This is a genomic window from Mycobacterium haemophilum DSM 44634 (genome assembly GCF_000340435.2).
In the GTDB taxonomy this organism is placed as follows: Bacteria; Actinomycetota; Actinomycetes; order Mycobacteriales; family Mycobacteriaceae; genus Mycobacterium; species Mycobacterium haemophilum.
Map to the genome: position 1 here is coordinate 3,842,419 of NZ_CP011883.2, position 20,688 is coordinate 3,863,106.

At 65.5% G+C, this 20,688-nt stretch carries 16 protein-coding genes, 1 tRNA gene and 2 pseudogenes; 9 read left to right on the forward strand and 10 right to left on the reverse strand.

Features of this window, described 5'->3' with window-relative positions; translation table 11 throughout:
• Positions 1-18: 18 nt before the first annotated feature.
• Both B586_RS18065 and B586_RS18070 read left to right on the forward strand, forming a co-directional pair.
• Complete coding sequence (locus B586_RS18065; protein WP_156406833.1) at positions 19-741, forward strand: glycosyltransferase family 2 protein; 723 nt, start codon at positions 19-21, stop codon at positions 739-741.
• 13 nt (positions 742-754) lie between these two features.
• Positions 755-1,096, forward strand: a complete 342-nt coding sequence (locus tag B586_RS18070; protein ID WP_054879214.1) for a DUF2304 domain-containing protein — start codon at positions 755-757, stop codon at positions 1,094-1,096.
• On the opposite strand, the gene B586_RS18075 is transcribed toward B586_RS18070, so the two are convergent.
• Positions 1,093-2,037 (reverse strand): NAD-dependent epimerase/dehydratase family protein, encoded by a 945-nt coding sequence (locus B586_RS18075; protein WP_168162560.1) that lies wholly within the window; start codon positions 2,035-2,037, stop codon positions 1,093-1,095. The two genes, B586_RS18070 and B586_RS18075, sit on opposite strands and share 4 nt — an antisense overlap.
• On the opposite strand from B586_RS18075, the gene B586_RS18080 reads away from it, so the two are divergent.
• From B586_RS18080 to B586_RS18085, 3 genes and pseudogenes are all read left to right on the forward strand, one after another.
• Positions 2,003-3,811: a hypothetical protein gene (locus B586_RS18080; RefSeq protein ID WP_236971324.1), complete on the forward strand. Its 1,809-nt coding sequence runs from the start codon at positions 2,003-2,005 to the stop codon at positions 3,809-3,811. The two genes, B586_RS18075 and B586_RS18080, sit on opposite strands and share 35 nt — an antisense overlap.
• Positions 3,812-4,078: 267 nt before the next feature.
• Positions 4,079-4,309 (forward strand): annotated as a pseudogene (locus tag B586_RS20525) (IS256 family transposase); the annotation flags it as partial.
• An 82-nt stretch (positions 4,310-4,391) separates the two neighbouring features.
• On the forward strand, positions 4,392-5,192 hold the full coding sequence (locus tag B586_RS18085; protein WP_054879212.1) for a transporter substrate-binding domain-containing protein: 801 nt from the start codon (positions 4,392-4,394) through the stop codon (positions 5,190-5,192).
• 179 nt (positions 5,193-5,371) lie between these two features.
• Here B586_RS18085 and B586_RS18090 read toward each other — a convergent pair.
• Together B586_RS18090 and B586_RS18095 are read right to left on the reverse strand one after the other, a co-directional pair.
• Positions 5,372-5,447: transfer RNA gene (locus B586_RS18090), tRNA-Thr, on the reverse strand.
• Positions 5,448-5,520: 73 nt separating this feature from the next.
• Positions 5,521-6,738: a DNA polymerase III subunit delta' gene (locus B586_RS18095; RefSeq protein WP_047316428.1), complete on the reverse strand. Its 1,218-nt coding sequence runs from the start codon at positions 6,736-6,738 to the stop codon at positions 5,521-5,523.
• A 156-nt stretch (positions 6,739-6,894) separates the two neighbouring features.
• Here B586_RS18095 and B586_RS18100 point away from each other — a divergent pair, with 156 nt between their 5' ends.
• Positions 6,895-8,487, forward strand: coding sequence for an adenylate/guanylate cyclase domain-containing protein (locus B586_RS18100; RefSeq protein WP_054879211.1), 1,593 nt, complete (start codon positions 6,895-6,897; stop codon positions 8,485-8,487).
• 17 nt (positions 8,488-8,504) lie between these two features.
• Here the strand turns inward: B586_RS18100 and topA are convergent, their stop codons facing one another.
• The 3 genes from topA to cspA form a co-directional block, all read right to left on the reverse strand.
• Entirely contained in the window at positions 8,505-11,330 is a 2,826-nt protein-coding gene (gene topA / locus B586_RS18105) for a type I DNA topoisomerase (protein WP_418001142.1), read from the reverse strand.
• Between the two features lie 213 nt (positions 11,331-11,543).
• Positions 11,544-12,143, reverse strand: coding sequence for a hypothetical protein (locus tag B586_RS18110; RefSeq protein WP_047316418.1), 600 nt, complete (start codon positions 12,141-12,143; stop codon positions 11,544-11,546).
• 170 nt (positions 12,144-12,313) lie between these two features.
• A complete protein-coding gene (gene cspA, locus B586_RS18115) occupies positions 12,314-12,517 on the reverse strand; it encodes a cold shock protein CspA (protein WP_007166602.1) in 204 nt (67 codons plus the stop codon).
• Positions 12,518-12,865: 348 nt separating this feature from the next.
• On the opposite strand from cspA, the gene B586_RS18120 reads away from it, so the two are divergent.
• The 3 genes and pseudogenes from B586_RS18120 to B586_RS18130 all read left to right on the forward strand — a co-directional run.
• Complete coding sequence (locus B586_RS18120; protein WP_054879209.1) at positions 12,866-15,193, forward strand: DEAD/DEAH box helicase; 2,328 nt, start codon at positions 12,866-12,868, stop codon at positions 15,191-15,193.
• Between the two features lie 892 nt (positions 15,194-16,085).
• Entirely contained in the window at positions 16,086-17,123 is a 1,038-nt protein-coding gene (locus B586_RS18125) for a PAS domain-containing protein (protein ID WP_047316420.1), read from the forward strand.
• 396 nt (positions 17,124-17,519) lie between these two features.
• Positions 17,520-19,006 (forward strand): annotated as a pseudogene (locus B586_RS18130) (PE family protein); the annotation flags it as partial.
• A gap of 133 nt (positions 19,007-19,139) precedes the next feature.
• Here B586_RS18130 and B586_RS18140 read toward each other — a convergent pair.
• From B586_RS18140 to B586_RS18155, 4 genes are read right to left on the reverse strand one after another with little or no spacing between them, the layout of a single operon-like run.
• Positions 19,140-19,484, reverse strand: a complete 345-nt coding sequence (locus tag B586_RS18140; RefSeq protein WP_047316681.1) for an Rv3654c family TadE-like protein — start codon at positions 19,482-19,484, stop codon at positions 19,140-19,142.
• Between the two features lie 16 nt (positions 19,485-19,500).
• Complete coding sequence (locus B586_RS22310; protein WP_082129644.1) at positions 19,501-19,827, reverse strand: TadE family type IV pilus minor pilin; 327 nt, start codon at positions 19,825-19,827, stop codon at positions 19,501-19,503.
• Entirely contained in the window at positions 19,827-20,018 is a 192-nt protein-coding gene (locus B586_RS18150) for a DUF4244 domain-containing protein (protein ID WP_047316687.1), read from the reverse strand. Before B586_RS18150 ends, B586_RS22310 begins: the two co-directional genes overlap by 1 nt.
• Positions 20,019-20,042: 24 nt before the next feature.
• A complete protein-coding gene (locus tag B586_RS18155) occupies positions 20,043-20,645 on the reverse strand; it encodes a type II secretion system F family protein (RefSeq protein ID WP_211141521.1) in 603 nt (200 codons plus the stop codon).
• Positions 20,646-20,688: the final 43 nt, after the last annotated feature.

Sequence of the window (20,688 nt, forward strand, 5' to 3'; positions counted from 1 at the left end):
TGTACCTTGTGGGCTTAAATGGGCTTGAAAATGGACACTGCAACGCATTACGCGAGAGTCTGGGTTATCGTTCCCGCCTTCAATGAAGCCGCTGTCATCGGGGAAGTCATCGCCGATGTGCGCGCGGTTTTCGATCACGTCGTCTGCGTGGACGACGGCAGCGCCGACGGCACCGGCGAGATCGCTTTGAGAGCCGGGGCGCACCTGGTGCGTCATCCGGTCAACCTGGGCCAGGGTGCGGCGATCCAGACCGGCGTCGAGTACGCCCGTCAGCAGCCGGGAGCGCAGGTTTTCGCCACCTTCGACGCCGACGGCCAGCACCGCGTCAAAGACCTTGCCGCGATGGTCGATCGGCTCGGCGCTAATGACGTCGACGTGGTTATCGGAACGCGTTTTGGCCGGCCCTTAGCTAGCCCAGCCAGCCGGCCGCCGCTTGTGAAAAGGGTTGTGTTGTGGACCGCGGCGCGGTTGAGTCGGCGCGGTCGCCGGTTAGGCCTCACCGACACCAACAACGGCCTGCGGGTGTTCAACAAGAAAGTAGCCGACGGACTGAATATCACGATGAGCGGCATGAGCCACGCCAACGAGTTCGTCATGTTGATCGCCGAGAACCACTGGCGCGTCGTCGAGGCACCGGTGGAGGTGCTGTACACCGAGTACTCGAAGTCGAAGGGGCAGCCCCTGCTCAACGGCGTCAACATCGTCTTTGACGGGTTCCTGCGCGGGAGGATGCCGAGATGAAAAGGACCGAAAGATGAACTGGATCCAAGTGCTGCTGATCGGGTCGATCATTGCGCTGCTGGTCTACTTGCTGCGGTCGCGCCGCAACGCGCGGTCTCGCGCCTGGGTGAAGGTCGGGTACATCGCGTTTGTGCTCGGCGGTGTCTATGCCGTGCTTCGGCCCGACGACACCACCGTCGTGGCGCACTGGTTCGGGGTACGCCGCGGCACCGATCTGATGCTCTACGCGCTGATCATGGCGTTCAGTTTCACCACGCTGAGCACCTACATGCGGTTCAAGGACCTGGAGTTGCGCTACGCGCGGTTGGCCCGCGCCGTTGCACTGGCGGAGGCGCAGGCGCCCGAGCCGCGCTAGGCCCGCTGGGCGACACGGAAGTACTCGACTGTGCGCCGTACCCCGTCGTTCAGCTGAACTTGTGGGCTCCAGCCCAAAACCGTTGTTGCTAAGCCGATGTCGAGGCAGGACCGCTTCAAGTCACCCAGGCGCGGCGGCGCAAACTCCGGATCGTCGGGCCCCCCGACGGCCGCCGCGACCGCGGTATGCAGTTGGCGGTCTGATGTCTCGATCCCGGTGCCGATGTTGAAGCGCTGGCCGCCGCCCGCCTCGCCGGACGCCTTGATGAAGGCGTCGACCACATCGTCGACGAACACGTAGTCGCGGGTGTGGGTGCCGTCGCCGAACACCTTGGTGGGCCTACCCGACAGCAACGCCTGGGCGAAGATGGCCACCACACCCGCTTCACCGTGCGGATCCTGGCGGGGGCCGTAGACGTTGGCCGGCGCGATATGCGAGCAGTCCAGGCCGTAGAGGTGGCGAAAGGTGTTCAGGTAGATCTCCCCTGCCACCTTGCCGGCGGCGTACGGCGACGCGGGGTCGGTGGGCACGGTTTCCGGGGTGGGGTACTGCGAGGGGGTGCCGTAGATCGATCCGCCCGACGAGGTGTGCACGACTTTGCGCACCCCGGTGCGCCGGGCCGCTTCCGCTAGCCGTACCGTGCCGATGACGTTAACCGACGCGTCGAACTGCGGGTCGGCCACCGAGTGCCGGACGTCGATTTGCGCCGCCAGGTGGAACACCACCTCGGGCCGATGCTCGTCGAGGATCGCGTGCAGGTCCGCGGTCACAATGTCGGCCTCGACGAAGGCGTGCCCGGGAGTGTCGGCGAGATGCTCGAGGTTGGTCGCGTGACCGGTCGCGAAATTGTCGAGTCCTACCACCGTGTGGCCGTCGGCCAGCAGACGGTCGACTAGCGTCGAGCCGATGAAACCGGCTGCCCCGGTGACTAGTGCGCGCACCGGCTCACCATACATAGGGGTGGCCGCCGCCGTGTTGATCGCGCTGCAGCTAGGGATCCGCGCGGTGCTGGCGTTTCGCGGCTACTTCTATTGGGACGACCTGATCCTGATCGGGAAGGCCGGCACCCAAGGCCTGCTGTCACCGTCGTACTTGTTCGACGACCACGACGGCCACCTGATGCCGGCCGCCTTCCTGATCGCCGGCGTGCTCATCCGATTGGCGCCACTGGTCTGGACCGGACCGGCGATCAGCCTGGTGATCCTGCAATTGCTGGTGTCGCTGGCCCTGCTGCGTGCGCTGTACGTCATCCTCGGCTGGCGCCGGGTGTTGCTGGTCCCGTTGACGTTTGCGCTTTTTGCGCCACTTGCCGTGCCGGGGTTCGCGTGGTGGGCGGCGGCGCTGAATTCGCTGCCGATGTTGGCGGCGCTGGCCTGGGTGTGCGCCGACGCGATCCTGCTGGTCCGCACCGGCAACCAGCGCTACGCAGTCACCGGCGCGGCGGTCTACTGCGGTGGGCTGTTGTTTTTCGAGAAAGCTGCGGTGATCCCGTTCGTCGCGTTCGCGGTGGCCACCCTGCTCCGCCAGGTGCGAGGTGATCACACGGCTGTGCGGACGGTGTGGCTTGACGGCGTCCGGTTGTGGATCGCGTCGTTGACATTGACCGTTGGCTGGGTAGCGCTCTACCTGGCCGTGGTTAATCAGCGGCGATGGAGTTCGGACCTGTCGATGACGCGGGATCTGCTGTGGCGTTCGATCACCCACGGCATTGTGCCGGGCCTGGCCGGCGGACCGTGGCGTTGGGACCGGTGGGCGCCGGCGTCGCCGTGGGCCACTCCGGGGCCGCTGGTGATGGCGCTGGGCTGGCTGGTGCTAATCGGAGTACTGGCGCTCTCGCTGGTCCGCAAGCAACGCATCGGGTTGGTGTGGCTGACCGCGGCGGGGTATACGGTCGCCTGTCAGGTGCCGATCTATCTGATGCGGTCGTCGCAGCAGACCGCCTTAGAATTGGCCCAGACCCTACGGTATCTACCGGATCTCGTGATTGTGCTGGCGCTGCTGGCGGCCGTCGCGTTTGGTGCGCCGAACCGCTCACTGGCCGCGCGTTGGCTGGACATGTCGCCGACGCGCACCGTGGTGACAACCGGTCTCGCGGTGCTGTTTATGGCCAGCAGCCTGTACTCGACGGCGACGTTTCTCACCAGCTGGCGTGACAACCCCGCCCAGCCCTATCTGCAGAACGCCCGTGCTGGTTTGGCCGCCGCGCATGCGGCCTCGAGTGCGCCGCTGCTGGATTCCGAGGTCGATCCGCTGGTGCTGCAACGGGTCGCTTGGCCGGAGAACCTGGCCAGCCACATGTTCGCCCTGCTGCACGACAGACCTGAATTTACCTCTTCTACAACACAATTGATGATGCTGGACAGCTCCGGCCGGCTGGTCGATGCGCACGTGACCTGGATCCGGGCCATCGTTGCCGGGCCTACGCCACGTTGCGGCTATTTCGTGCAGCCGGACAAACCGGCGCGCATGACGCTCGACGGTCCGCTGCTGCCGGCCGATTGGACCGTCGAACTCAACTACCTGGCCAACAGCGACGGCTCGATGACGCTATCGCTGACCCAAGGACCCGGCGTCAAGGTTCCGGTGCATCCGGGACTCAACCGGGTCTACGCGCGGCTACCGGGCGCTGGAGACGCGATCACCGTGCGCGCCAACACCACCGCGCTGTCATTGTGCATCGCGTCCGGACCGGTGGGCTTTCTCGCGCCGGCCTAACGGGTATCGGCGCTAACCGCCGATTTCACAATTTCTTAATCCCGTGCAGAACCTGGAAGAATGGCCGCCCAAAACACACCGTAGAATCGCTCAGCTGCTCCAAGCTAGCCACGACCAAAGCGCCTTATTTTGCAGCGGCATACCCCACAGCCCGGACGTGCGGAACACTGGACAGATTCACTGCCAGGAGAGCAATGATCGAAACTTGTGGATGGCCGGGAAGAAAGTACTTCCGGATGATCTGGATTCGCAGGTGTTGATCAAGTCCAGCGGGCCAATGCGCTTTCCGCACTGCCGAAATCCGCGCACCCGGGCGCGGCCGCGGCGATGCGTGACATCTACAACGCCGAGGACATTGAATCAACTTTCGCTAGTGCGTTGCGCACCAAGGTCATCAAAGGCGATGGTTCCAGAGCCGCCGGAATTGCCATGGCCTACAAGCTCATTGATGCCGCTCGGAGCCGCTGGCTCGCGGTCAACGCCCCGCACCTAGTCGCTTGAGCCTGCCCACCAGGGGCCGCGTAGACAACGCCAACAACGGGGTTCAGGCCGCGATCAGGTGTCGCCGTATGCTCGGCTGATGCGTTTCCGGCTTAGCCGTCAGCTCTTCCCGACGATCGTAGTGAGCATCTTTACGTTTGCCGCTGCGCTGTGCGCGAGTTGCTCACGCGAGCAGACCGCGGCTCGCCATTCCTCAACTGCTGAGGTGCTGCGGATCTGTACGACCGGCGACTACAAGCCGCTGTCCTATCGTGATCCGAAAACCGGACAGTACGCCGGTATCGACATCGACATGGCCAACGATCTCGCGGCGCATCTGGGACGTATCGCGACATTCGTGGCGACCACGTGGGGATCGTTGATGACAGACGTCGGGGCGCCGGGCAGATGTGATGTCGCTGTTGGCGGGATTTCTAAAACACCGGCACGCGAGCAGCTCGCCGACTTCACCCAGCCGTATCTGACCAGCGGCAAGACACCACTGACCACCGCTGCGAATGCGGATGGCTTCCACTCGATAGACCAGATCAATCAGCACGGTGTGCGCGTGATCGAGAATGCGGGCGGGACCAACGAACAGTTCGCAAAACAAAACTTCCCCAACGCCACGCTCACCATTTGGCAAGATAACACCACCGTGTTCGACCAGCTCCTCGAGGGCAAGGCTGACGTGATGATCACCGACGCCATCGAGGCTAGCTACCAAGCGAAACAACACCCCGAACTGGTGGCCGTGCACCCGGACACGCCGTTTACCACCGATCACAAGGCCTTCCTGCTGCCCAAAGGAAGCCAACTGACCGCACAAACAAACGAGTGGCTCGCCCAAGCCCTCACCAACGGCACCTTCAGCCGCTTCTACAACCGATGGATGCAATAGCCGATCAAACTCGTCAACGCCCCGAAGGACAAGACCAAAAGGCTGCATACGTCGATGACCCACAACTTTTGACAATTGCTCCTGCCAGGAAAGTGGCGGCTGAAAGTATTGGGAAAGCATCACGTTGCCCTGGCTCCGACGTGGTCAGCGAAACGTCCTGAGGAGGTTTCGCTGGTAGATGGAGCCGCCTAGGAGAATCGAACTCCTGACCTATTCATTACGAGTGAATCGCTCTACCGACTGAGCTAAGGCGGCCTACCCTCGCGCCGGGCGGCACGAGTCTACGGCAGATGGGCTGGCCAACCCAAGCCGCATCGTCGCCAGGGAGTTATTCGCGCAGTTCCTGGCCGATGGTCGCGACCATAGCGTCGACCGCGAACTTGGGTTTGACGTTGACCGCCAACGCTTCGCGGCACTCCAGCACGGCTTCGATGCAGCGCAACAGCCGCTCCGGCGTGGCATGAGCGGCCAGCGCCGCTACCCGGTCGGCCATGTCCGGATGGTTGGGCCGCACCGGCCCCGCATTCGCCGAAACGAACAACGCATCCCGAAAGTAGGTCGCCAAATCGATCAATGCTCGGTCCAGCGCATCACGCGAAGCACGGGTCTGACGGGATTTCTGCCGCCGCTCGAGATCCTTGATCGCGCCCGCAACGCCGCGCAGCGCCCCAGCCGTGCCCTTTCCGGTGCCGCCGGCCCCCAGAGCCGTCCGCAGCTCTTCGGTCTCGGCCTCGGCCCGCTCAGCGGTCAGCACCAGAGCCTCCGCTTCGGCCGCGGCCACCAGTTCCTCGGCCGCGGCGTACGCCCGCGACGGCGTCGCGGCGTCGCGGATCAGCCCGAGCGCCCGTTCGCGTCGCTGCTGGGCTTCCGGGTCGGTCGCCAACCGGCGCGCCCGTCCCACATGGCCACCGCTGACCGACGCCGCCCAGTTCGCCGTGTCGGCGGCCAGCCCGTCGCTGTCAATCAGTACCTGCGCGATCGCCGCGGGTGACGGGGTCACCAGCGCGACATGCCGGCAGCGGGACCGCAACGTGACCGCGATGTCTTCTGGATCCACCGACGGCGCGCACAACAGGAACACCGTCGACGGCGGCGGTTCCTCGACAACCTTGAGCAGCGCGTTCGCGGCTCCTTCGGTCAACCGATCGGCGTCCTCGATCAGCACGATCTGCCGACGCCCGGTGGTCGGACGGCGCGAGGCGGTCTGCACGATGGCGCGCATCTCGTCCACGCCGATCGATAGGCCGTCGGGAATCACCCGGCGGACGTCGGCGTGGGTGCCGGCCATCGTCGTCGTGCACGCCCGGCAGCGCCCGCAGCCCGGGCCGCCGTCGGCGAAGTCTGCAGTGCATTGCAGCGCGGCCGCGAAGCACACCGCCGCAACCGAGCGTCCCGAGCCCGGCGGACCGGTGATGAGCCACGCATGTGTCATAGTCCCGTCAGCCGTCCGACTGTGAACTAAGTCACCACGGGCGGCCTTGGCGGCGGCCAGCAGCTCGGCTTCCACCGCATCTTGGCCCACCAGCCGCGTAAACACCCCGGACATCATCGGTAACAGTAGCGATACCGACCGACATGATGCCCGATCGGCGGCCATGTCGCGACATTTCCGTGACCCTTTGGCCGCTCGCACCACCCTCCCGCGACCAGCAAAGACGCTGGAGGTTTCCGACAAGTCCCCGCCGACCGATACGGTGAGTTAGTGGCAACCCAGGCGGCAGGACTGCCCGGGCGGATCGGTGCGTTCGTCCGGTGGGTGGTGCGCACCCCGTGGCCGGTGTTCTCGCTGAGCATGCTGCAGTCCGACATCATCGGCGCCCTGTTCGTGCTCGGTTTCCTGCGCTACGGCTTGCCACCCCAGGACCGCGTCGAGCTGCAGGATCTGCCCGTCCGCAACCTGGCAATCTTCACCATCTCGGTGATCGTGGCGTTCTCCACTGGGTTCGCAGTGAACCTGAAGCTGCTGATGCCGGTTTTCCGATGGCAACGCCGCGACAACCTGCTCGCCGAGGCTGATCCTGCCGCGACCGAACTGGCCCGTAGCCGCGCACTACGCATGCCTTTCTATCGCACCATGATCAGCCTGGTGGCCTGGAGCATCGGTGGGGCGGTATTCATCGTCGCCAGCTGGTCGGCGGCCAGGCATTCAGCGCCCATCGTGGTGCTCGCCACCGCACTGGGCGCCACCGCGACCGCGATCATCGGCTACCTGCAATCTGAGCGGGTCTTGCGACCGGTGGCCGTGGCAGCCCTGCGGAGCGGCATACCAGAGAACGTCAAAGCACCCGGTGTCACCTTGCGGCTGATGTTGACCTGGGTGCCGTCCACCGGCGTGCCAATCCTGGCGATCGTGCTGGCCGTGGTGGCCGACAAGATTGCCCTACTGCATGCACCGCCGGAGCAGTTTTTCAGCCCCATCCTGCTGCTGGCGTTGGCGGCGTTGGTGCTCGGGCTGGTCAGCACCTGGTTGGTGGCCATGTCGATCGCCGATCCGCTGCGACAACTGCGCTGGGCACTGTCCGAGGTCCAGCGCGGCAATTACAACGCGCACATGCAGATCTATGACGCCAGTGAGCTGGGCTTGCTGCAAGCCGGCTTCAACGACATGGTGCGTGAGCTGTCCGAGCGGCAGCGGCTGCGTGACCTGTTCGGTCGTTACGTCGGCGAAGACGTGGCCCGCCGGGCCTTGGAGCGCGGCACCGAGTTGGGTGGGCAGGAGCGCGACGTCGCGGTGCTGTTCGTGGACCTGATCGGCTCCACCCAGCTCGCAGAGACAAGACCACCCGCCGAGGTGGTCCACCTGCTCAACGAGTTCTTCCGCGTGGTCGTGGACACCGTCGGGCGGCACGGCGGGTTCGTCAACAAGTTCCAGGGCGATGCCGCGCTGGCGATCTTCGGCGCGCCTATCGAGCACCCTGACGGTGCCGGTGCGGCGCTGTCGGCCGCACGTGAGCTGCACGACGAACTCCTGCCGGTGCTGGGTAGCGCGGAGTTCGGCATTGGGGTGTCGGCCGGCAGGGCCATCGCCGGCCATATCGGCGCGCAAGCCCGCTTCGAGTACACCGTGATCGGCGACCCGGTCAACGAGGCGGCGAGACTCACCGAACTAGCCAAACTCGAGGATGGCCATGTGCTCGCGTCGGCGATCGCGGTCAGCGGCGCGCTCGACGCCGAAGCTTTGTGCTGGAACGTCGGCGAAATCGTCGAGCTGCGCGGACGCACAGCACCTACCCAGCTTGCCCGACCGGTGAATCTGGCTGTCCCTGAAGAGATCTCCAGCGAGGTGACTGGCTGATTCCGCGGGTGCCGGGGCTAGCTGCGCTTGGCCGCCTTCTTCGCCGGCGCCTTGCGGGCAGTTTTCTTAGCGGGCCGCTTAACCGGACCCCGGGCCCGTCGGTCGGCCAGCAGTTCGGCGGCACGTTCATCGGTAATCGACGCCACGTCATCGCCTTTGCGCAAGCTAGCGTTGGTCTCACCATCGGTGACGTACGGGCCGAACCGGCCGTCCTTGATCAGCATTGGCTTGCCTGACGCCGGATCAGTCCCCAGCTCACGCAGCGGCGGCGCCGAAGCGCTTTGCCGGCCAGCACGTTTCGGTTCAGCGTAGATCCTTAACGCTTCGTCGAGAGTAATGGTGAACATCTGGTCTTCGGTTGCCAGCGACCGAGAATCGGCGCCGCGCTTCAAATATGGGCCGTAACGCCCGTTCTGCGCGGTGATCTCTTCACCTGAAGCAGGGTCCACACCAACAACCCGAGGCAGCGACAGCAGTTTCAGCGCATCCTCGAGAGTGACCGTCTGCAAATCCATGCTCCGCAGCAGCGACCCGGTCCTCGGTTTGGGGCCTTGAGAAGCCGACGCCTTCTTACCCTTCTTAGCTCCCTGATCCGCTGCACTGTCGTCGTCATCGGGCTTAGGCAGGACCTCGGTCACGTAAGGCCCGTACCGACCGTCTTTGGCGACGATCTCGTGGCCGGTTTCTGGATCCACGCCCAGGACGCGCCCCTCTTGCGGTGTGGCGAAAAGCTCCTCGGCAACCTCCAAGGTGAGCTCGTCCGGGGTGAGCGTGCCGTTGAGGTTGGCCCGCTGCGGGGTGGGCTCACCATCATCGCCTGCTACCAAACGTTCCAGGTACGGCCCGTTCTTGCCGACCCGAACATAGACGGGACGACCCTGCGCATCGTCAAACAGTTTGATGGAGTTGACCTCTCGGGCGTCAATGCCTTCGAGATTCACACCGACCAGCTTCTTCAATCCACCGGAGCGGGCTATTGAATCGGGCACACCATGGTTGCCGCCGAAGTAGAAGTTGTTGAGCCAGTTGGTGCGTTGCTCATGCCCGTTGGCGATCTCGTCAAGCTCATCTTCCATCGCCGCGGTGAAGTCATAGTCGACGAGGCGGCCGAAATGCTGCTCCAACAGACCGGTAACGGCGAACGCGACCCACGACGGCACCAGGGCGCTGCCCTTCTTCTGCACGTAGCCACGGTCCTGGATGGTCTTGATGATCGACGAGTACGTCGACGGGCGGCCGATACCCAGCTCCTCCAGCGCTTTGACCAAGGAGGCCTCGGTATAGCGCGCCGGCGGGTTGGTGGCGTGCCCGTCCGGGGTCAGCTCGATGGCATCCAACCGCTGACCCGGAGTCAGATGCGGCAATCGCCGCTCGGCGTCGTCAGCCTCGCCGCCGGCCAGCTCGTCCACGGTTTCCACATAGGCCTTAAGGAAGCCGGGGAAGGTCAGGGTGCGCCCGGTCGCGGAGAACACCACTTGCTGTTCTTGGCCAGGGTCGCCCGCACTACCGGCGATCCGCAGGCTCAGCGTAGTGCCGCGCGCGTCGGCCATCTGCGACGCCACCGTGCGCTGCCAGACCAGCTCGTAGAGCCGGAATTCATCGCCGTCGAGTTCGCGACGCACCGCGTCCGGGGTGGCGAACGTCTCGCCGGCGGGCCGGATGGCCTCGTGGGCTTCCTGGGCGTTCTTTACCTTGCGGGTGTATTGGCGAGGAGAGGTGGCGATATATTGCTCGCCGTAGAGCTGACGTGCCTGTGTACGGGCGGCGTTGATCGCTGACTCCGACAGCGTGGTCGAGTCGGTACGCATGTAGGTGATGTAGCCGTTCTCGTAGAGCCGCTGAGCGATGCTCATCGTGCGCTCCGCGGAAAACCGCAACTTGCGACCGGCTTCCTGCTGCAGCGTCGATGTCATGAACGGCGGATACGGGCGCCGGGTGTAGGGCTTCTCCTCCGCCGACGCCACGGTCAGCTGGGCGCCGCGCAGGGCCGTGGCCAGCCTGGTCGCGTTGGCCTCGTCTAACACTGTCACTTCTGGGGTGCTTTCGCCGCCCCTAGTACGCAGCGTGCCCAGCGAGTCGAAGTCGCGGCCAGTGGCCACGCGCTGGCCGTCCACATTGGTCAGTCGGGCAGTGAAGGTGGGCGGCTGGGCGGCCGGATCGGACCCGCTGGCGTCCAGCTTGGCAACGATGTCCCAGTACGCTGCGCTGCGGAACGCCATCCGGTCGCGTTCACGCTGCACGATGATGCGGGTGGCCACTGATTGCACCCGGCCGGCCGACAGCTTAGGCGCGACCTTCTTCCACAGCACCGGGCTAACTTCGTAGCCATATAGCCGGTCCAGGATGCGTCGGGTCTCCTGCGCGTCAACCAGGTCGATATCCAGGTCACGGGGGTGCTGCGCGGCAGCGAGGATCGCGTGCTCGGTGATCTCATGGAAAACCATCCGCTTGACCGGAACGCGCGGTTTCAGAGTTTCCATCAGGTGCCAGGCGATGGCTTCGCCCTCGCGGTCACCATCAGTGGCCAGATAGAGCTCGTCGACGTCTTGCAGCAGGCCTTTGAGTTCGGTGACGGTGCTCTTCTTTTCGGGGCTGATGATGTAGAGCGGTTCGAAGTCGGCGTCGACGTTGACGCCCAGCCGGGCCCACGGCTCAGACTTGAACTTCGCGGGCACGTCGGCCGCCGCTCGCGGCAGGTCACGGATGTGCCCCCGGGATGACTCGACGATGTACGCGGAGCCCAGATAGCCTGCCAATTTGCGCGCTTTCGTCGGCGACTCGACTATGACAAGTCGCCGCGGGCTCCCATTTCCGCCGCTCCTAGAGCCCCCGGGGCTCTTCACCGACTTCGGGTCAGCCAACTTCGCTTACGCTCCATCTCTTAATCCCGGTCCCTTGCGGGACCACCCTGCACGAAGAAATGACCGGCCGGCTTCTAAGACTCCGGTGAAAGGCAGTTGCGTTGGCATCCCTCCGCCCGCGGGCAACTGACAATTTCGCACCCTTGGGTGGGCCTGCGCAAACCGACTGCACCAAACAGTGGTCTGAGCGGGCCGCTAAACCCGCGGCCACAGCGCTAACGCCTCGGCCCAGTCGGGAGGTTCCCCAACGTTCTCTACCAGGCGCGATAGCCTGCGACGGCCGCTGATCCGCAGCGCCGGTCGACCGCTACGGGTGCCGATTAGGGTGGGCGCAATTCCGACCCGCATCAGAGCCGACGCCAACGGTGAATGGGTATCGGGTGCGTGCGGATCTAGACCCAGCAGGTAACGGTCGGCCTCCGGGGTGCCGGCCGCCAAAGTCCAGGCCCGCAGCTCGCGCGGCCCCGGCAGCCACCGCGGGGGCACCGTCTTGACCGCGCCACGTGTCCATTCGGCGGCGATCGGGCACAACAGCGGGTCCACCGCCGTCCTGACCAGCGGGGTGTCTTCCTCAGTCCGGGAGATCTCGGGTGCCAAACCAGCCTCGCGAATCATCTCGGCCAGCGCCGAGGCACGCCAGGGCTGATCTACTACCACCGAAAGCCGGGCGCCCGGGGCGGGACTTTTACTAGGAGCGCTAACCATCACGATCTGGCCGGAAGCCGCCAACACACCGGAAAGATCGGCGATTGCGGGGGGTAGCGACTCGGCCGTGAAGAAGGAGAGCTGACTCACGCCCCCGACAGTAGGCCAGCTCGGCGATCCACGGCTTGAACAATCCGGCGCGGCGACCGCGGCGCCTGCACCATTTCGGCACCTGACCAGGGGCAGCTAAATAACGAAGACCCCCCGGCCGCACCCGCTAAGCGGGAGGACACAGGGGGTTTTCGCCAGAATCTGCTGGGTCAGACCGAACGGACTCCGGTGGCCTGGGGGCCCTTGGGGCTGTGGCCGATCTCGAACTCGACCTTCTGGTTTTCTTCAAGGGTGCGGAAGCCCGAACCCTGGATCTCCGTGTAGTGGACAAAAACATCCGCGGAACCGTCCTCGGGGGCGATGAAGCCGAACCCCTTCTCCGCGTTGAACCACTTCACAGTTCCCTGTGGCATCTCTCGATCTTTCCTTTTCTTCTGGGTGCGGAGCACCGCCTTTCGATGCTCCGGGCCGAGTACGACCGCCATACCTCGCGGAGTCGCCGGAACTTCACCCGACCAATCACCTCGCAGGAACCGCGACCGCAACGTTGTTCCTGCGAAAGTGTGACACGAACACAGAAGCTGCGACCGCCACCAGTCAATCATGTTCCTCGTCTCGGCGACAGACTCTTGTCGTGGAGTGATTGCTGACGAGATGGTCTCTTAACCTCGGCGTCATCCGGACGCCGGATTTCGGGGGCCGTGACGCTGCTGCGGGGCCCCCAAACCGGGGGCATCGCGAGGCACCGAGGAGGGTTTGAAATGGCGAGTTTCGGCAGCGAACTGCTTGCCGCCGCGCTCGCTGGTACCGCGCCAGACGAGCATCCGCTGCGCCACGTTGCCGAGCTACCACCCCGCGACGGCCGGCAGGACCGTTGGCCAGCCTGGGCCGAGCCCGACGTGGTGCGCGCGTTTACCGACCGCGGCATCAGCTCACCGTGGTCACATCAGTCCGCGGCCGCTGAGCTGGCTCACTCGGGCCGCCATGTGGTGGTGAGCACTGGCACCGCGTCGGGAAAATCACTGGCCTATCAACTTCCCGTGCTCAATACGCTGGCAACAGACCCGAGAGCCCGAGCCCTGTACTTGTCGCCGACCAAAGCGCTTGGCCACGACCAGTTACGTGCCGCGCACGCACTGGCCAGCGCCGTGCCGCGGCTACATGACGTCGCACCCACCGCCTACGACGGTGACAGTCCCGCCGAGGTGCGCCGCTTTGCCCGGGAGCGCTCCCGGTGGCTGTTCTCCAACCCCGACATGCTCCACTTATCGATCTTGCGCAACCACGCCCGCTGGGCCGTCTTGTTGCGTGGCCTTCGCTTTGTAATCGTCGACGAATGTCATTACTACCGTGGCGTTTTCGGCTCTAATGTGGCGATGGTGCTGCGCCGCCTGTTGCGGCTGTGCGATCGCTATTCTTCCCAGCCAGGTAACGCCCCGACGGTGATCTTCGCCAGCGCGACGACGGACTCGCCGGGCACGACGGCCGCCGAACTCATCGGCCAGCCGGTCGAGGAAGTCGTCAACGACGGCTCACCGCAGGGAGCCCGCACGGTCGCGTTGTGGGAGCCCGCGCTACGGGCCGACCTGGCCGGCGAGAACGGAGCCCCGGTGCGCCGCTCCGCGGGCGCCGAGGCGGCACGAGTGATGGCCGACCTGATCGCTGAGGGAGCGCAGACCTTGACCTTCGTGCGGTCGCGGCGCGCTGCGGAACTCACCGCGCTAGGTGCGGCAGCGCGGCTGAACGATATCGCCCCGGAGCTGTCCGACACGGTGGCGTCGTATCGCGCCGGCTATCTCGCCGAGGACCGCAGCGCGTTGGAGCATGCCCTGGCGCAGGGCCAGCTGCGCGGCCTGGCCACCACCAACGCACTGGAGTTGGGCGTCGATATCGCCGGTCTGGACGCGGTGGTGCTCGCCGGCTTTCCCGGGACGGTCGCCTCGTTCTGGCAACAGGCTGGCCGCTCGGGCCGGCGCGGCCAAGGTGCACTGGTGGTGCTGATCGCTCGCGACGATCCATTGGACACGTACCTGGTCCACCATCCGACCGCGCTGCTGGACAAGCCGGTCGAGCGCATCGTGATCGATCCCGCCAACCCCTACATCCTGGGACCCCAACTGCTGTGTGCCGCCACCGAACTACCGCTCGACGACGCCGAAGTCCGGTCCTTGGGCGCCGAGCAGGTGGCCAAGGACCTGGTGGACGACGGGTTGCTGCGGCACCGATCCGGCAGATATTTCCCGGCACCAGGCCTAGAACCACATGCCGCGATAGACATCCGGGGTTCGGCCGGCGGGCAAATCCTCATCGTCGAGGCCGACACCGGGCGGCTGCTGGGCAGTGTCGGGGAAGGGCAAGCCCCGGCCTCGGTGCACCCAGGAGCGGTATACCTGCATCAGGGCGACAGCTACGTCGTCGACGCGCTGGATACCGAGGACGGCATCGCCTTCGTACACGCCGAGGATCCCGGCTATACCACGTTTGCGCGCGAGCTCACCGAAATCGCCGTCACCGGAACCGGTGAGCGATTGACTTTTGGGCCAGTCACTTTGGGTCTGGTGCCGGTGACCGTCACCAACCAAGTTGTCGGTTACCTGCGCCGCCGGCTTACCGGAGAGGTAGTCGACTTCGTCGAACTGGAGATGCCAGAGCGGATGCTACCTACTACCGCGGTCATGTACAGTATCACGGATGATGCGTTGTGCTGCAACGGTATTGAACAACCCCGAGTTCCCGGGTCGTTGCACGCCGCTGAGCACGCGGCCATTGGACTACTACCCTTGCTGGCCAGCTGCGATCGCGGCGACATCGGCGGCATGTCCACCGCGATCGGCCCCGATGGACTGCCCAGTGTGTTTGTCTACGATGGCTATCCCGGCGGGGCCGGATTCGCCGAACGCGGATTCCGACAAGCTCGTATCTGGTTGGGCGCCACGGCAGCGGCGATCCAGGCGTGCGAATGTCCGAGCGGATGTCCGTCGTGTGTGCAGTCCCCCAAATGCGGCAACGGCAACGACCCGCTAGACAAAGCCGGCGCGGTGCAGGTACTGCGGCTGGTGCTTACCGAGTTGGGCCACGAGTCACGCTGAGTGCTCAGGCCCAACATCCGTCGATTGCGCCACCGGCGAAGCCCAGCAGCCGATGCGAGGTGCCTGCCGGACAGTCCTCCTCCAGATGCGTTGCACCGCAACGGACGAGGCCGATCTGCTGCAGCGAGATGGATCACCTATCCTCGCCGAGCAATACGGCGGATGGCGACCGACCCCTCGACGGTCGACGTCCACAGATCTGGGTCGTGACGACGCCCGAACGCACTTCCTCGGTGCAAAGAAATGCCGAACTGCCGTCACACAGTAATCCTGAAAATAGGGACGTAGCAGGAAAATACCTGGCTACGACCGGGTGCGCAACTCAGTTCACCACGAACGCGGTTACAGGCTTACCCACGTTGCCCCTACCGAGGATAGGCATCGCTTGCTTGGTGTTGACCGCCCACCGTGCGCGATCGGCACCAGCAGGGCGGGGTGGTGTCGGTAATCCAGAATCCTCTGTAAGAGTTACTCAACGTGATCAACGCGCCCACCCAGGCGAATGGTGGGACGCCCGCTGATCGGCAACGGTTTCGCCCACCAGACACGAAGTCGAGACACAAGTTATGTGCGAAAACCGGCCGCCGAAGTTTGTGCAGGTAGCTTCGGATCTAGCAAACATCGGATCAGCAATCGCCGCAGTCAGACGAGGTAAACGCGCTCAGCAGCATCGAAGCGAATGTTCAGCGCACCCGGGTGGGCCAGGTCGTCTTCCTACCGGGCGGGCCCGCGACCGGTCGCTGCAGCCAATTATCTTGTGCTGCTTGATCTACGCCCCAGCGGTGTGTCGTGCCCCACGCAGCAACATAATCGAGGGACGCACAGCTCGGCATTTGCCAGCAGGTCTCCCCGACTCTGCAACGAGATGTGCCTCGGCCGTAAACTTGGCCGCATGACCCACGACTGGCTACTCGTGGAGACGTTGGGGAACGAACCCGTCGTGGCCGCGCAGGGGCGCCAACTCAAGAACCTCGTCCCGATCACCACATTCCTGCGTCGCAGCCCCTACCTCTCAGCCGTCCGAACAGCGATCGCCCAGTCGCTGCAAACCGGCCAGAGCCTCACGAGCATCACAACCAAACGCGACCGCGTGATCCGCACCGAACCTGTGGTTATGTCCGACGGCCGGGTGCACGGTGTGCAAGTGTGGACCGGCCCTGCCGATGAGCAACCGCCGGAGCGGCCGATCCCTGGCCCGTTGAAGTGGGACCTGACCTGTGGCGTGGCCACCGACACCCGAGAGTCGCTGGCCAACAGTGGCAAGAATCCCGAAGTGGAAGTCACCTATGGCAGGGCCTTCGCGGAAGATCTTCCTTCGCGCGAACTCAACCACAACGAAACTAAGGTGCTTGCAATGGTGGTCAAGCCCGAGGCGGGCCAAACGCTATGCAGCACCTGGGATCTCACCGATTGGCAGGGAAATCCGATCCGGATAGGATTCGTCTCGCGCAGTGCGCTGGAACCGGGGTCAGACGGTCGTGACCACCTGATCGCGCGGGCAATCAACTGGCGTGCCGAGCTCAAGGGCCCATCAGTATCCGTCGACGATCTGGCCAAGCGGATCCTTAACGGGCTAGCACAGGCGGGAGTGCATCGGGCGCTCTTCGACCTCAACAATTGGACCTTGTTGAAATGGCTTGACGCGCCCTGCCCATTCTACGATTGGCGGGGCAGTCATCTGGATAAGACGCGGGTACATCCCGACGACCAGCCTGTGATGTCGTCGATGACAAAGGAATTCGTCAACGGGGCAACCAGCGGCGTACTGCGGATGCGGGGGTTCGACAACGATTGGGTACCGGTACATGTCACCGTCAACCGGGTGGAACTAGAACCGGACACGTTCGCCGGGCTGGTCGCGCTGCGACTGCCCACCGATGGTGAACTCGCCGATGCAGGCCTGCCGAAAGCCACCGGCACCAAGGCCTGATCACACATATCCCTGGGGGCAGCCGCCGGCAGCCACAAAAAGCCTCTGCTAGCTCAAGTCAGGCCACGCCCGCACCGCGCAGAGGTGCAACTGATTTTGTTATTAGCGAGTGCCGACATGAGCACACAGCACTGCGCAATAGTACTAACTGCCCCTAACTACCAGCTGCAATCGCGCAGCGGCCATCGAGGCTTGCGATGAACGCTAATTGCGGCGGCGGCGTGCGGACGACCCCTTCAGCTGTGACAGCAATCATAACTAGAGGGGTCGCCAGCACCAGTATTGTACATAAGTGCAATACGCATTACGTAACCAATGTCTATAACAACCCAGGTTAATACGTACTAAATACGTATTAACCTGGGTTGTTTGAAGCTGTATCGATGGAGGCACCGCATGTCAATTCTAAAAGTGGCGCCTCCAGAGCTCGAGGCAGCGGCAACGGATTTTGCCAAGATCGGCTCGACAATCAACGCGTCCACAGCAGCCGCGGCGGCCTCGACAACGGCGATAGCCCCCGCGGCGCTCGATGAGGTGTCAGCGTTCGTTGCGACGTTTTTTTCCGCGCATGGCCAAACCTACCAGGAGATTAGCGCGCAAGCCGCGGCGGCTCATGCCCAGTTTGTGCAGACCCTGCAATCGGGTGCGGGCACCTATACAGCCGCCGAGGCCGCCAATGCCTCGCCGTTGCAGACCCTCGAGCAACAGATGCTCAGCGTGATTAATTCGCCAGCCAAGGCGCTTACCGGGCGCCCGCTCTTCGGCAACGGCGCCAACGGGGCTCCGGGGACCGGGCAAAACGGCGGGGCCGGCGGGTGGTTAATTGGCAACGGCGGGGCCGGCGGGTCGGGTGCGCCCGGTCAAAACGGCGGTAACGGAGGCGCCGCCGGGCTGATCGGCACCGGCGGGGCCGGCGGAGCCGGCGGGTTCGCCACGTCGAACGGAACGGTGGGAAATGGCGGTCACGGCGGGGCCGGCGGGTGGCTGTGGGGCAACGGCGGTAGCGGCGGTGGCGGTGGAAGTTCTTTGTACGGCGCCGGCGGGGCAGGCGGCAACGGCGGTAGCGGTGGGCTGTTGGGTTCCGGCGGTAGCGGCGGCGTTGGTGGGGTCAGCTCCAATGCCGCGGGTGGTACCGGCGGGGGCGGCGGAACTGGCGGGCTGTTCGGTGCCGGCGGCTCAGGCGGTGATGGTGGGCAATCCGACCAGGCCACGGGTGGAGCCGGTGGGACTGGTGGCCATGGCGGCGCGTTCTACGGCGACGGCGGCGACGGCGGTGGAGGCGGTTATGGCGGCAAAGACGGTGGTGGCGGCGGGACAGGTGGGACCGCAGGACTGTTCGGCGACGGCGGCAACGGCGGGAACGGCCAAGCGGGCGGCATCAACGGCGGGACCGGTGGCACCGGCGGCCGTGCGGGCCTGGTCTTCGGCTCCGGCGGCGACGGCGGTAGCGGGGCTAGCGGCCAGCCGGGCATCGGTGGGGCCGGCGGGGCCGGTGGGGCCGGCGGACTGGTCGGTTCCGGCGGGGACGGCGGCACCGGCGGGCTGGCCACGTTCGCGGTGGGGCCGGCGGGCCGGTGGGGCCGGCAGACTGGTCGGTTCCGGCGGGGACGGCGGCACCGGCGGTGTTGCCGGCCTCGACGGCGGGCCGGTGGGGCGGCGGCAACGCGGGCCTGCTGCTCGGTGATGGCGGGACCGGCGGCACCGGCGGATCGGGAGGGTTCAGCGTTCCCGGCCACGGCGGGGCAGGCGGGGCCGGCGGTCAGGCCGGGCTGGTCGGCCTCGGCGGAAACGGCGGTGGCGGCGGAGCAGCCTCGGCCGAGGGCAGCAACGGCGGCGACGGCGGCAACGGCGGCAACGGCGTGCTGATCGGCGACGGCGGCAACGGCGGGAACGGCGGCGCTACGACCCACCCAGGCACCCCCGGAACCGGCGGCCACGGCGGGCGGCTGCTTGGCCAGAACGGGATCAATGGCGCTACGTAGCCAGAGCCATCCCGGGCGACATCCTGGTAGGCCCTTATGGGGCAGAATAACCCCATTGAGCCTTATAGACCGGCCCGGCTCGCGCAGCGGCCCGCGCAGTGCCGGCAAGGGCCTGGGCAACGTCAACTGCCACTTCTACGGTGACGACGACGTCGAGGTCTTCTATTCCGCATTCGACGTCATCAACCCGCATTTCATGGGCCACCAGCGTTGCACGGGCGCACGCCGCTGGGGCTCCCAACGGCAGCCGCGCAGCGGCGGCCAAGGCGGCCAGGTCAGCTGCTGCCTGCGCACGATGACGTGCCACCACGACCGCTCCGAGGTAGGCGCCGGCGACCGCGGCGCACAGCAGCACCGCGACCATCGTGGCCGCGAGCACCGTGGCCGAGCCACGCTCATCGCGGCGGCTCTGCCGCTGCGACCGCTGTGGCCGCAATATCCAGCGTGGGTAACAGCTTTGAATGTGCGGTGACCGTAGCGACCAGCAAGTCGCCGTCCTGGTGCAGCTGGACCCGCGCCCCATCAGGCGCGACGCGGCGGGCGGCGGCGATCGCCGACCGTTCGTCACCACGCGCCGCCAGCCGGGCGGCCTCGCGGGCAGCGTCGACACAGCGGACCTGCATCGACACTGCGTTAACACCCACCAAACACAAGACCAGTACCAGGACCAGCGCGGTGATCGCCAGTGCCGCCTCAACGGTGCTTGCGCCGGCACTCGACACTAAACCTTGGTGTTGAGTGCGCGACCGATGATGTTGGTCAACGCCGACACGATGGAATCGCCGGTGACGACGGTGTACAGAATCGCGCCGAAGGCCGCCGCCGCGATGGTCCCAATGGCGTATTCGACGGTGGACATACCCGACTCGTCGGTCGCCAACAGCGTCATTCGCGCCACGCATACACGAAACATGTTGATCACCAATACATTCCTCTCTCATAGCAGACCCGACTGCAGGACCTGACCGGCCAGCCCGGCGACCACCGGAACAATGCCCAAGCACACAAAAGCCGGCAAAAAGCACAGTCCAAGCGGGCCAGCGATCAACACCCCGGCCCGCTCCGCTGCGGCTCCGGCCGCCTGTATGGCGTCGTGGCGCGCCTGATCGGCCAGGTCGGCGACGCCATCGGCCAGCGCCGCGCCCGACGACGCCGAACGCCGCGCCAGCCGCAACAGCGCATCGGTCTGCGCGTCGACTGAGCTTGCCAGCAGATCGGGCGACGTCGACCATGCGACGGCCGGATCAGCGCCCAACGCCAGAAGATCGGCGGCCCTGCGCAACACCCGGGCCAGTGTCGGCGGCGCCGACGGGGCTGTCGCGGCCGCGGCGGTCGACACGGCCATACCCGCCGCCAGGCACACCGCCAGCACGTCCAGACTCGACGCGACCGCCAGCGGGTCCGGTCCGCGTGCCGACCCACGTAGCAGCCCTTGCCGCAACCGAGGCGCACGCGACGGCACCGCGGCGTGCGCCCGCACCGCCGAGGAGCCGGTGCCGATCCACAACGCCACGGCCAGTAACACCGCCGCTGTGCTCATGCGCCGCTCTCCCCCGCAAGCGGGTGGGGGTACCTCCCACTTG